Below are 12,500 nucleotides of genomic sequence, written 5' to 3' on the forward strand. Positions count from 1 at the left end.
GGGCTGGAGGGTGTCACGTCCCATCAGTGCTGCCACTCCTTGCCCATGGGCAGCTCTCCGGCGCGCACGCCGGTCCTGCTCTGCGTGCTCGTGGTCTGCGTGCTCGAGAAGGTGACGGTGTAGAACCCGCCCGTCTCGGGCGTGCCCGCTCGAGGCGTGTAGACGGCGATGTCCGTCTTCCCATCGCCGTCGTAGTCGCCCGTGACGGGAACGTCGCTGACTCCTCCGAGGAACTTCACGTGGGACGTCCCGGTGGAGCTATGCAAGATGGTGAAGTAGCCGCCGCCGTCATTCGCGGGCCAGCGGGGCGTATAGAGCGCCCGGTCACTGGCGCCATCGCCGTCGTAGTCGCCAATGACAGGAATGTCTCCCACCTGTCCCATCGTGTCCCAATCCCAGAACCCTCCCGTTCCCTGTAGCACCCAGACAGAGAACCAGCCGCCCCAACCCGTACTGCTCTTGTACTTGTACAGGGCGAAGTCATCCCTGCCGTCTTCATCGAAGTCTCCGACGACGGGCACGTCGTCGGGTTCGCCAGCCTTGAAGAGGATGGGTTCGGGGTCTCCAGTCTGGCTCGAGATCCACTTGAACTGTCCATAGACGAGATTGGGAGGGGTCCCCTCGGGAGTCGGGAAGCGTTGGTACACGGCGATGTCAGTGATCCCATCGCCGTCGTAGTCCGCGGCAAGGGGGATGTCGCCAGGCCCGCCCAGGCCGAACCAGCTCCAGTGTTGTCCCTGGCTCCGCCACACCGAGAAGAACCCAGGCGTAGTGGCGCTCCAGGCAGGGGTGTAGACGGCGAAGTCCGTGAGGCCATCGCCATCATAGTCACCCGTGAGCGAGATGTCCCCGGGGAGCCCACCCGCGAGGCCCATCGGTCTTGGCAGGGAGCTGGTCTTCACCGTGAGCAGTCCCGTCTGGGGCATCGCGGGTGATTTCCAATACCAGGTGAAGTCCGACTTACCATCCCCATCGAAATCATCCTTCCGCTGATACATGGGCGTATCCGTGTAGACGTGTACTTCCCATGGACCAAAGGTGTCCTCCCATCCCCCTAGACTGGAGCTGTATGGAATGGGGCTGCGCTGCTCGAAGAGGCTGCGAGCGGGCAGCGTGCCATTCCATGTCTGCGGGTGAATGGTGGCGGTGATGGGGCTGGGCGTGGGATTGGCGACGATGACGACATGGTGTTGACCGATTTTGCGGTGCGTGCCTTCGAGTCCAGGAGTCAGCATCAAACCCCAAGCGCCGTCCGCGACCAGCGCGGGTTCCAGGATGCGAAGCTGAGAGGCGACCTTCTTGATGTCCCACCAGAGCTGGGAGTCCTGCTCGATGGCATCCGTCCCCCACCAGAAGATGCCACGCGCCCCATGGATGATGGAGGAGTAGGCCATGAAGCGAGTCTCGATGTAGTTGGGACGCCGTCCTGTCAGCGGGTTCTGCCAAGTGGAGCAGCACTCCCCTCCGCCCTGTCCCTGGAGCACCATCAGGATGGGGCCCTTGGCGACATAGGGCGACGCGGAGTCCTGATCATAGAGCACCTGCATGGCATCGAGGGTTTCTGCTGGACCCATGAGCGGGGCTTCCGGGAATGGCGGAGAGTAGCCTTCGAGCGTCACGTAGATGGGATACCTGTCGTGTCCCCACGCGTTCGCCCCGTCACTCCATTGCTCGTATGCGGCGGGGGAAAGGCCTGGCAGCAGGGGCCCCCCGGACGGAAAGCCACCCGCGTTGGGGGCGGCCACCTCCGTGTAATAGACCAGATGCGAGGGGTCCCTGGAATTGACGAACGCGCGGAAGCTCGTGGCCTCCGTCACGCTGGGAATGCGAGCACGCTGGCTCGTTGTCAGAACCAGGTTGACCCCTCCATCGGCAAACTGCGCGACCTGCCCTGAACCGACCTTGTTCCAGCCCATCTCGTCCTGGCTTTCGTAGCCGAGGAATGCAGGCTTGCCCTTCAGTGCCTGGATCTTGAGGTCCAGGTCGCTGCCGATATGGTGCTGGGCGTCCTTCTCTCGCACCCAGTGCAGTTCACTGAGTGCCCCTCCCCGATCGCTCCAATTCCAGGCGCTGCCCAGGGCATGGACCCCGTGCGACTCCATCTTGTCCAGGTCGGCGGGAGTCAGGTCATGGATGTCCACGATGACGGCATTGAATCCCGCGCGACCCAGTTCTCCGAGCCCGAGGTCAGTCTTGTCAAGGCTTGGGAGAAGATCCGCCAGACCCGCGTCCGCGTAATCTCGTTTGGGGTAGTCGTAGGTGCCAATCACAAAGAAGCGCTGGCCGTTTTGAATCCAGAAGGGCACTGGTGGTGGAGGCTCTGTCTCCGTGGGGTTGCAGATGGGCCGCGTGTCGCCGGGGAGGCAATTGGGGTCCGCGAAGGAGAGTTGGGGTACGACGAGGCCCAGGCCAGCGACACAGGCCGCCAGCACCAGTCTTCGTCGTCTTGAGGTTTCTCGAGGAGTGGGGGTCATGCGGCGTGTATACAATAGGACGATTGCCGGCAGGGCTTTCATTGTCAGGCGCTACCAGCGCACGGATGTCTGTCGAACCCCCGTCGAGGACCGCGCGGCGACCGAACAACCCGAGGAGCCCGAGGCACCTTGACCCGGGGTGGGTCTGAAGGCCCATACGGCTGGTGCGTTCGCTGCATGGCGCCCGTCCGATTGTCCTTGGGCCTCCATGGACTCCCAGCCCAAGGGGTTGCTCTGGGCTGATGCGATTCGTGGGGCTACATTGCACGCCTCATGGATTCCGCCCCCTCCAAGCCCTTTGGTCGCTATTCGTTGGTGTCAAGGCTTGGCAAGGGCGGCATGGCGGAGGCGTGGCGCGCGCGGCTGGTGGGGGAGGCGGGCGTGACGAAGCCCGTGCTCATCAAGAAGGTGCTGCCGGAGTACGCGCAGGATGAGCGCTTCATCCAGATGTTCATCAGCGAGGCTCGCATCTCCGCGTCGCTGTCCCACGGCAACATCGCCCAGGTCTTCGACTTCGGACGGACGGAGGGCGAGCACTTCCTGGCGATGGAACTGGTGGACGGGCCGCCGCTCCATCGCATCATCAAGCGCGCGCTCCAGCATGGCCTGAGTGCCGTGCCGGTGGCCCAGGCTGTCTTCATCGCGCTGGAGGTCTGTCGAGGGCTGCATTACGCGCACACGCGCGCGGACAGCCGGGGTGTCCCCCTGGGCATCGTCCATCGGGACGTCTCTCCGGAGAATGTCCTGGTCAGCTACGAGGGGCAGGTCAAGATCGTCGACTTCGGCATCGCCAAGGCGCGCGAACTGCGAGGGTTCAAGACCGAGCCCGGTGTGGTGAAGGGCAAGTACCTCTTCTTCTCGCCGGAGCAGGCGCGAGGCGAGGACGTCGACGCACGCACGGATGTGTGGGCGGCCGGTGTGGTGCTCTACCAGATGCTGTGCGGGCGTCTGCCGTTGCAGGGCCCCGAGTACGTGGTGATGCACCAGTTGCAGGAGGGGCGGTTCCCGTCACCGCGGACGCTGCGCCCGGAGCTGCCCGTGGAGCTGGATGCCATCGTCCAGAAGGCGCTGGCCGTGAAGAAGGAGGAGCGCTTCGAGTCCGCGCACGCCTTCGCCGAAGCGCTCTCCGGGTTTCTCTATGCGACGACGCCTCGGTTCTCGCCCATGTCGGTGGCGTGGCTCGTCCAGACGCTGTTCACCATGGAGTTGCGTGAAGAGGGACGCGAGCCCCAGGTGCCCACGCCCTTTCGGGAGGAGCTGGCTCGCGCCGCGGAGACTCGCACTGTCGCCACGATGAACGAGGTTCCCGTGGTGACGCAGGTCTCCACCCACCGGTGGACCTCGTATCGACAAGGCCTGGGCGCGGGGCTTGGAGCCGCGCTCCTGTTCTCGGCGGCGCTGGGTGTGGTGACGTGGACGCTGAGCGGGAAGTCGAGCCCCGAGGTGTCGGCCCCCGCCCCGAAAGCGGAGCAGGCTTCCACGACCCCATTGTCGCCCACGACAGGGGCCCCGGTGCCTTCAGACGAGCCGGCGGAGGTCCAGGTTCCGGCAGTCCCGTTGTCTCCCGAGAAGACCCCCGAGGTCGCAAGTCCGACGTCTCTGCCCGAGAGGGACGCGGGCACAGCGGCCGTCGCACCCGCTCGCGAAGACAAGTCCCCGACTGTCGCATTCGCCATCCCCGTTGATGCTCCGAAGTCAGGGAGCGTGACATCCGCTCCGCGTCCTCCTCCTGTCGTGTCCGCCGCGGGCGTCAAGGCGCTGTCGCCCGAAGACGAGTTCGCCGCGCTGATGAAGGCAGGGCGGTCCGCGGAGCAGGCAGGTCGTACCAAGGCCGCGATGGTCAGCTATCGCAAAGCCCTCGTGCTCAAGGCCGGCTCGCATGAAGCCCGGAAGGAGCTGGGGCTCCTGCTGGTGAGCGGCTTCGAGTCGGAGAAGTCCTTGCGAGAGGGCGTGGTCCTGCTCCAGCACGTCGTTCGCGCGGATGGGGGCGATGCTCGCGCCTGGTTGTCGCTGGGGATGGCCTACCAGTCCCTGGGAGACAGCAACCAGGCCGCGGAGGCCTTCAAGAAGTACCTCCTGCTGGTGCCCACGGGCGGCGCATCCAATGCGGCTCGGGCGATGCTCAAGTCCCTGGGGAAGTGAGCAGCCCCTTCAGCTCGCCGGACTCTCGTCCTCGCGCTCGCCGCGAGGCAGGGGCAAGCCCAGCCGCTCCAGCTCCGCGCGCAGCTCCGGGGGCAGGGGACTCGTTACATGCATCGGCTTCTTCGTCTCCGGATGCGCCAACCCGAGCGCCCGTGCATGCAGGAAGAAGCGCCCCAGCCCTGGCGCCTCGCGCCCGCCGTAGAGCGTGTCGCCGACGATGGGCGCGCCAATGCCCGCCATGTGCGCGCGCACCTGATGCAACACGCCCGTGAGGATGCGCACCTCCACCAGGCTGTACTCGCCCACGCGCGCCAGCACGCGGAAGCGCGACACCGCCTCGCGCGCGTCCTCGGCACCGTGTGGCGCGGGCTCCACCCGGTCCGGGTGACGCGGGTGATGGCGCAGCGGCAGCTCGATGTCGCCCTCGTCCACCAGGGGCCCCGTCACCAGCGCGAGGTAGCGCTTGTCCACCGCGCGCTCACCGAAGGCCGCGCGGACGGCATCCCACGCGGTGCGCGAGCGCGCGGCCACCACCACGCCCGACGTCTCCACGTCCAACCGGTGGCACAGCCCGCCTTCGCGCGGGTCCACCGACGCCTGCGCGCACTCGGGGTAGCGCGCCACCAGCGCGTTGGCCACCGTGCCCGTCTCTCCCGACTGGAGCGGATGCGAGGGCCGGCCCGCGGGCTTGTCCACGAACACCAGCGCGGCGTCCTCGTGCAGCACGACGAGGGGGAACTCCTCGTCGGGCACCGCCTCGCGCGTCTCCTCCTCCACCACCACGGAGATCTGCTGCCCGGCCGTGAGCGTGAGGCCCTTCTTCGCCGCCCGGTGGTTCACCTTCACCGCGCCCGCATCGAAGAGTCGCTTGAGGCGCGCGCGCGACAGGCCCAGCGCCTCGCCCACGAAGAGGTCCACCCGCTGGCCCGCCTTATCGGCGTCCACGGTGAAGGTGTGCAGCTTGGAGGGATTCACTCGGAAAGAGCCTCGTAGACTTCCTCGGCCGTCTGGAACCGGTCGTCCGGCTCCTTGCGGATGAGGCGGTGGGCCACGCGTGCGAACTGCGGGTCCCCATGAAGGTTCAGCGCCAGCACCGGCGGAGGCTCCGTCTCCAGCACCTGCCGCCACAGCTCGTGCGGCGTCTTCGCATCGAAGGGAGGCCGCCCGCTGAGCAGCTCATAGAGGATGACGCCCAGACTGTACAGGTCCGAGCGTCCATCCAACGGCTCCCCGAGAATCTGCTCGGGCGCCATGTAGCGGTACGTGCCCACCAGCTTGCCCGCCTCGGTAATCGCCACGTCGTCCGCGAGGAACTTGGCCAGCCCGAAGTCCATCAGCCGCACCTGCCGGTCCTCGTCCACCATGACGTTGGACGGCTTCAAGTCCCGGTGCACCAGCCCGTGCCCGTGGATGTAGGCCAGCGCCTCGCACAGCTGGAGCATGGTGTCCTTCAGCCGCCCCATGCGCTCGGGACGGTTGAGGTCCTCCTCGCGCGGCGCCCGGCCGTCGTCCACCGGCTTGCGAGCCGCGGGCGGAGGCATGTCGAAGCCCTCCATCGAGTCGTCCGAGCCCGAGCCGGAGCCCAGCTCGTCCTCGCCTTCCGCCGCGCCGTAGGCGTCCAGGTCCTCGCTGGGAGGCTCCTCGTTGAAGGCGTCCATGCTGAACAGCCCCTCCGCCGCGGGGCGGGCGTCACCCGCCGCGTCCGCGTTGGAGATGCTGTCGCTGCCAGGGCCGAAGTCCTCGTCCGCGGTGCGCCGCACCGTCAACAGGCCGCGCGGCGTGGTGCCGCTGATGGGCGACAGCAGGTCGTCCCCTCGGATGTCCAGGTAGTGGCGCAGCGTGAGCCCCTCGATGAGCTCCATGGCCAGGTAGGGCCAGCCCTGATGGACCCCCGCCTCGAAGACCTTCACCACGTTGGGATGGGACAGGTCCGCCAGCGTCTCGAATTCACGCGCGAGTCGTCGCGCCGCCCGTTCGTCCAGCGCGGGGCCGGCCGACAGCAGCTTGAGCGCGACTTCGTCGTTGCTGCGGCGGTCCAGGGCCCGGTACACGGTGCCGGCCCCGCCGCTGCCGAGCGTCTCCAGGACGCGGTAGGGACCGATGACCTTCGGGGGCATGCGTGCGCGGATCCTACGGACGGCGTCGCGTCACGGTCAAACTTGATGATGCCTGGTTGCACGGTCCTGGGCAGAACACTCGGGCAGGCATTTCACTTTTCCAGGGAAACCTGGGAGAACCCTTCATCAAATGCAAGTCGGGAAGTATCAACTCGTCCGGAAGCTTGCCTCGGGGGGCATGGCGGAGGTCTTCCTCGCCAAGGCCGCGGGCCCCATGGGCTTCGAGAAGACGCTCGTCCTGAAGCGGATCCTCCCGCACCTGGCGGAGGACCCGGCGTTCGTGGAGATGTTCCTGGGAGAGGCGCGGCTGGCCGCGCAGTTGGAGCACCCGAACATCGTCCAGATTTTCGACTTCGGCGAGGCGGACGGCAGCTACTTCCTGGCGATGGAGTTCATCGACGGGCCCACGCTGCGGCGGCTGGTGAAGCGCGCGGCGGAGCAGCCCCTGCCGCCGATGATGTGCGCGAAGCTGGTGTCGCTCGCGGCGGAGGGCCTGTCCTTCGCGCACGACTTCTGTGATCCGGCGACTGGAGAGCCCCTGGGGCTCATCCACCGCGACGTGAGTCCGGACAACATCCTGGTGTCGCGGCAGGGCGCGGTGAAGGTGGTGGACTTCGGCGTGGCGAAGGTGGCGGGGCAGGGGCACCGCACGCAGACGGGCGTGGTGAAGGGGAAGGTGGCGTACATGCCACCGGAGCAGCTCCGGACGAAGCCGCTGGACCGGCGGGTGGACGTGTACGCGCTGGGGGTGGTGCTGTACGAGCTCCTGACGGGCAAGCGTCCCTTCGACGCGACGACCGAGGCGAGCACGATGCAGGCCATCCTGTTCGAGCCGTTCATCCCCGTGGTGGAGCGCCGGCCGGATGTGCCGGTGGCGCTGCAGAAGATTCTGGACCTGGCGCTCGCGAAGGAGCGGGACACCCGCTACGCGGACTGCCGTGCGCTCCAGGCGGACCTGGAGCGCTACCTGCTGTCGTCGGGCGAGTCCGTGGGGGCGTACCAGCTCGCGCAGTTCGTGGCGAAGCTGGTGGCGGAGGGAATGTCGGGGCCGGTGGTGGCCTCGCCCGCGGCGATGGGAGGTGCGACGCCCGCGAAGCCCGGGAGCACGCCGAAGTCCATGGCGGCGCCTCCAGAGGCGAAGGGGCCTCCGCCTCCGCCCGTGGACTCGACGTCGCCCACGACGCCCATGCCGCTGTCGGTGCGGGGGATGATTGCGGAGGGACGTCCGCAGCCCGTCTCGAATGAGGGCGGCAAGGGCTCGGACGCTCCGGAACGCGCGGCGAAGGCGGCGGGGGCTCGACGCAAGCCGGCCTCCCGTCCGATGCTGCCGGCGCAGGGTGGGGTGGCCTCCGAGGCTCGAAGCGCGGGTGAGGGATGGAACGCTTCGGGCATCGCCGCGGTGACAGCGCCCGCGGGGCCGTCGGGGGAGTCCGAGCGGGATGCGGAGGAGCGCGTCCCGACGAATGGCGGCGGGGCGGACGAGGACGCCATCTCCACGGGCGCGCAGGTGCGTGCCCCCAAGGCGAGCAAGGCCTCGACGGGACTCCTCGCCGTGCTCGTGGGTGGAGCGGTGCTCGTGCTCGGCGGCGTGGCGGTGGTGGCCACTCGGGGCGAGCAACCCATTGTCGTGGTGCCTCCTCCGCTTCCCTTGGGGAAGAGGCCGGAGGCGAAGCGTCCGTCGACGGTGGAGTCGCCCAAGCCTTCCACCGCGCAGGAGCGGGTCGCGGGCGGGGATGCCCCGGCGGCGGGACGGGAGCCGCAAGTGGCGGTGATGAAGGCGGAGCCTCCGCCCACCGCGCCGGTACCGTCACCGAAGGGGGTGACCGCGACGCCCGTGGAGAAAGCGCCGCCGGCTGTCGTGTCCGCTGCTGGCGGCACTTCCGCCGCGCCAGTACCCGTGTTGCCCGAGGTGAAACCTGTCGCGAAGGCCGCGCCGCCACCGCGCCCGCGCGCGAAGGTGGTGGCCACGGGCATGTTGGAGTTCCGCATCCGCCCCTATGCGAAGGTGGTGCTGAATGGGAAGGACCTGGGGCAGACGCCGATAGACCCCATCGCGGCGCCCGAAGGCAAGAACACCATCAAGCTCATCAATCATGAACTGGGCAAGGAAGTGACGCAGACGTTCGTGGTGAAGGCGGGGCAGAACAACACCTTCAAGTACAACTTCCACGCGGACTAGACGCATCTTGACCGTGAGGTGGGCGGGGCCTGACGCACCGCTCTTCCCGTGTCCCCGCCTGTGCCGGCGATGTCACCCGGCGGGGGTGGGGGCCCTGGAAAGTGGCCTGGGGCGGATGCGCATTGTCGGAATGAAATTGTAGGCTTTGCGCCCATGCACCTTGCAGAGAAATGGCTTTACGGGCTGGTTGGCGGCAGCGGGGCTTTGCTGCTCGTGTTCTTCATCCGCGCGATTGAGCTTGAAAGTCGCGGCGTCAGTGGCGGCCCGGATTTGGAGCTGTTGGCCTTCCCCGCCGCCTCGATGATTCCCGCCTCCGGGCTGCTCTGGCTGTTCTTCGGGCACAAGCTGGAGAATCACAAGCTGTGGATCATCGTGTCCACGCCGCTCCTGTTCGTGCTCACGGTGGTGGCCGCGGGCGTTCTCGTGCCTGTCTCCTACTGACCAGGCCGAGCCGAGCGCCCGGGCTCATTCACAACCCGGGGCGCACTCAAGGCCATGCGGGCCAGTGGAGGATGCGGCCACTGGTGCCCACGACCCAGAGGTCGTCAGGGCCGGTGCCCGTGATGTCATTGAGGCGGATGCCTCCCGTGGAATGGACCTGCTGCCAGGTCTGCCCATTGTAACGGTAGACGTGTCCGCTCTTGCAGGTCGCATAGGCGGACCCCGCGCCAAAGGCGATGACCGAGGTCAGGTCGTGCGTGGTGGGAAAGGACAGCCGGGTCCACTGACCCAGGTGCCACCGCAGGACGGTGCCTGTGTCTCCCACCGCGAAGGCCAGCCTGGCGTTCGCCACCCAGACACCCCGGAGCGTGTCGAGGTCGGGTGCGACGTCCTCGACGGCCTCGGTATCCCACTCGCCGGAACTTCGGTTGTAGCGATAGATACGCGCGTCCGTCGCGGGGCCTCCCACGATGAAGACGGTGTCCGCCGTCGCTCCATGCACGTCGTAGACATAGTGAAAGTTGTTGTTGATGGGGTTGTAGGTCGGTGTTCCGGTGCCGTTCCAGGTGAAGGCCGCGCCCTCGTCCGAGGCCAGGCTGTCGGTCGCTCCATAGAGCGTGAGCACGTTGTTGTTCCGCACTCCCACCATGCCGTGGACCCACAGGTTGTCGTTCTGGACCTGGACGCAATTCGACGCCGAGGAGTCCTGGCGGGCCTTCCTCCCGTCGACGGAGCCGAGCCACGCGCGACCGGTGGTCGGGTCCGCCCAGACGCTGGTCCACGCGGCGTCCGTCATGCCGCAGCCAAAGTCCGAGAGGACCGTGAACGTCACCTGCCCGGGGGTCAGCCTTGCTCGAAAGTTCTCGTCGCCGCCCACCCAGACCCCGCCGCGAGTCCAGGAGGAGGCGGAGATCCATGTCTGGCTGGTGGAGGCCACCGTCTGCCCGGCCCAGGTGGGAGTGAGTCCTCCCGGGCACTGGGTCGGGCCTTCCTTCTGACCGTCGCAGTCGTTGTCCAGGTCGTCACACAGCTCCGGCGCGCCAGGATGGGTGAGGGGGTTCCCATCGTCGCAGTCGCCGGTGTTGCTGACGTAGTCGCCCGCGGGGTGCACGCAGGAGCGGATGGCTCCGGAGGTCTGGCCAGAGCCGTCGCCATCCTCGTCCAGGTACCAGGCCGGGACGGACTGCGTGGCCCCGCAGACGAGAGTGGTGCCACTTGTGTCGCATTGGAGTTGTCCCGTGCACTGCGTCGCAGAATCCGTGCACGTCGAGCCGAGCCCGGGGAAACCCTCGTCGAGGATTGCATCGCAGTCGTTGTCGACTCCGTCGCAGCGCTCCAGCGCGCCCGGATAGATGCTGGCGTTCGTGTCATCACAGTCATCCGGGGGGGCGGTGACGTAGCCGGCTGGCACCACGTCACAGAAGGTCGTCGGGGTGACTCCCTTCTGTCCATGTCCATCTCGGTCCTGGTCCAGGTAGGCCAACCGCGCGGAGGGACTGTCGCAGTAGAGGCGTTGGTCCGTCACGTCGCAGCGGTAGACACCCTGGCACCCCGCGCTGAGCGTGCACTGACCTCCCAGGTTGAAGTGCGCCTCATCGTTGATTCCGTCGCAGTTGTCGTCCTGCGCGTTGCACCGCTCCTCCGCGCCGGGGTTGATGTCACTCTGGTCATCCTGGCAATCCGTTCCGCCGTTGACGCGACTGACATAGCCATCCCGATCCGCGTCCTGGGCCTCGATGCGGAGCGTGGCGGGGACCCCCCTGTTGTTGGCCACCGTGACGCTCGCGAGGTTGATCCCCACCGCGACTCCCTCGCAGCTCTGCTCGAAGGCTCTTGCCTCCACTTCCACGGTGGGTCCCCAACCTTTGGGTGGAGAGACGACGACTCGAAGATTGAAGCCGGGCCCCGCGCCGATCAGGACGTCCCGGAAGGTTTGTGAGACTTCCTTCCCGCTGCCCGCGTCCCGGGCACGGACGAGCACGCAGCGAGGGCTGAATTCCACGAGGGCTACCGTGAGGTGGATGCTTCGACATGCGGTGCCACCGCCGAGCACCGCATTGGCCGGTTGACCGTCGAAAGCGGTCTCGAGGTCAAGATGGCCGTCGCAGTCCGGATACAGCTCATCCAGGTCTGGCACTGTGCAGGCCGTGGCGAACAGCAGGCACAAGAGGGCAGGGCGCATCATGGATGCACCTCCTCGTTCTCGGACTCGGAGCCGGTGAAGTAGGTGATGACCGCCCCCGCGACCGAGGTGACCGCGACGCCGAACAGGACATTCGCGGCGAGTGCCTGTCCCCGGGCCGAGTCCAGATGCCCTCGCTGTGCGTCGACCTGCGTGGCCTCGCGGGCATTCTGGATGTTCCCCCGGGAGCGAAGTCCGAAGTAGCTCCCGACTCCGCCCGCCGCGAGCCCGGCCCCCGCGAGGACCATCGAGATGGGGCGGAGCCTGGACAGCGCTCCGTTCGGAGGCGCCATTCGCAACTCCGCGGCCTCCTCCTCCGGGTGGACTGGAACCAGTGCGACCTCGGGGACTTCCTGGATGGGACGCTCCAGGTTGTCCGAGTGGGGGACCTTCGGCTCCGGCATGGCGGTGGCACCGGTGCTGCCCGCGTTCGTGGGCGCATTCCGCGCAAGGTCCCGCGACACCTCCCGGCGCACGTTCTCGAAGTCCCGTTGCACCTTGGGGGACACCTTCACGGGAAGCGACGCCAGGGGACGCAGCGTCAATCCCTGCCGGAAGGCGACGAGGGACTTCTGTCGCTGGCCGAGGTCCGCCAGCACCAGGCCTTCGTAGAGCAACGCATCGGCTCGCTCATCCTCGGTCCTCGCCAGGGCCTTGGCATCCGAGAGCGCGAGCAATGCCTGTTCGTACTCCAGTTCCTCGTACAGTCGTGCCGCGTCACGCAGGCGCTCCTGAAAGGCATCAGGCGCTGTCGCAATCCGCGTCGCCCGCGAGACGACCGGCTGCGCCGAGGCCGCTCCCGCGAGGGCCAGGGTGAGGCTCATCAATGGTGGGAGGACCCTGATGAATCTCTGGAATGCGGACTTATCCATGCATGGCCACGCTAGCATGACTTCCGGCGAGAGGGCCGGGTCGACGCAAGGCCTTACGAAGGCCGCGGGCGGGGTATTGCATTCGCGTCTGTC

The 12,500-nt window shown here is 67.4% G+C and carries 8 protein-coding genes; 3 read left to right on the forward strand and 5 right to left on the reverse strand.

Annotated features, from left to right (window positions below; genetic code table 11):
• Positions 1-23 precede the first annotated feature (23 nt).
• Entirely contained in the window at positions 24-2,474 is a 2,451-nt protein-coding gene (locus HUA76_RS20615; RefSeq protein ID WP_174461847.1) for a VCBS repeat-containing protein, read from the reverse strand.
• A 273-nt stretch (positions 2,475-2,747) separates the two neighbouring features.
• Between HUA76_RS20615 and HUA76_RS20620 the strand changes: the two genes are divergently transcribed.
• Positions 2,748-4,616 carry a serine/threonine-protein kinase gene (locus tag HUA76_RS20620; protein ID WP_174461848.1) on the forward strand — a complete coding sequence of 623 codons (1,869 nt, stop codon included), beginning with the start codon at positions 2,748-2,750 and terminating at the stop codon, positions 4,614-4,616.
• Positions 4,617-4,625: 9 nt separating this feature from the next.
• On the opposite strand, the gene HUA76_RS20625 is transcribed toward HUA76_RS20620, so the two are convergent.
• Entirely contained in the window at positions 4,626-5,591 is a 966-nt protein-coding gene (locus tag HUA76_RS20625) for an RluA family pseudouridine synthase (RefSeq protein ID WP_174457125.1), read from the reverse strand.
• On the reverse strand, positions 5,588-6,733 hold the full coding sequence (locus HUA76_RS20630) for a serine/threonine-protein kinase (RefSeq protein ID WP_174461849.1): 1,146 nt from the start codon (positions 6,731-6,733) through the stop codon (positions 5,588-5,590). Before HUA76_RS20630 ends, HUA76_RS20625 begins: the two co-directional genes overlap by 4 nt.
• Positions 6,734-6,863: 130 nt before the next feature.
• Between HUA76_RS20630 and HUA76_RS20635 the strand changes: the two genes are divergently transcribed.
• Both HUA76_RS20635 and HUA76_RS20640 read left to right on the forward strand, forming a co-directional pair.
• Positions 6,864-8,912, forward strand: coding sequence for a serine/threonine-protein kinase (locus HUA76_RS20635; protein ID WP_174461850.1), 2,049 nt, complete (start codon positions 6,864-6,866; stop codon positions 8,910-8,912).
• Between the two features lie 153 nt (positions 8,913-9,065).
• Entirely contained in the window at positions 9,066-9,353 is a 288-nt protein-coding gene (locus HUA76_RS20640; protein WP_174457122.1) for a hypothetical protein, read from the forward strand.
• Positions 9,354-9,399: 46 nt separating this feature from the next.
• Here the strand turns inward: HUA76_RS20640 and HUA76_RS20645 are convergent, their stop codons facing one another.
• Both HUA76_RS20645 and HUA76_RS20650 read right to left on the reverse strand, forming a co-directional pair.
• A complete protein-coding gene (locus tag HUA76_RS20645) occupies positions 9,400-11,538 on the reverse strand; it encodes a putative metal-binding motif-containing protein (protein WP_174461851.1) in 2,139 nt (712 codons plus the stop codon).
• A complete protein-coding gene (locus HUA76_RS20650; RefSeq protein WP_254614351.1) occupies positions 11,535-12,359 on the reverse strand; it encodes a tetratricopeptide repeat protein in 825 nt (274 codons plus the stop codon). The genes HUA76_RS20645 and HUA76_RS20650 overlap by 4 nt, the downstream gene beginning before the upstream one ends.
• Between the last annotated feature and the right edge of the window lie 141 nt (positions 12,360-12,500).

The organism is Myxococcus sp. CA056 (assembly GCF_013336715.1).
Classification (GTDB): domain Bacteria; phylum Myxococcota; class Myxococcia; order Myxococcales; family Myxococcaceae; genus Myxococcus; species Myxococcus llanfairpwllgwyngyllgogerychwyrndrobwllllantysiliogogogochensis.

What these genes read in the sequence shown, in the direction of transcription:
- HUA76_RS20615 (WP_174461847.1), bottom strand. Translation starts at nt 2,474, where the DNA reads ATGACCCCCACTCCTCGAGAAACCTCAAGACGACGAAGACTGGTGCTG.
- HUA76_RS20620 (WP_174461848.1), top strand. Translation starts at nt 2,748, where the DNA reads ATGGATTCCGCCCCCTCCAAGCCCTTTGGTCGCTATTCGTTGGTGTCA.
- HUA76_RS20630 (WP_174461849.1), bottom strand. Translation starts at nt 6,733, where the DNA reads ATGCCCCCGAAGGTCATCGGTCCCTACCGCGTCCTGGAGACGCTCGGC.
- HUA76_RS20635 (WP_174461850.1), top strand. Translation starts at nt 6,864, where the DNA reads ATGCAAGTCGGGAAGTATCAACTCGTCCGGAAGCTTGCCTCGGGGGGC.
- HUA76_RS20640 (WP_174457122.1), top strand. Translation starts at nt 9,066, where the DNA reads ATGCACCTTGCAGAGAAATGGCTTTACGGGCTGGTTGGCGGCAGCGGG.
- HUA76_RS20645 (WP_174461851.1), bottom strand. Translation starts at nt 11,538, where the DNA reads ATGATGCGCCCTGCCCTCTTGTGCCTGCTGTTCGCCACGGCCTGCACA.
- HUA76_RS20650 (WP_254614351.1), bottom strand. Translation starts at nt 12,359, where the DNA reads ATGAGCCTCACCCTGGCCCTCGCGGGAGCGGCCTCGGCGCAGCCGGTC.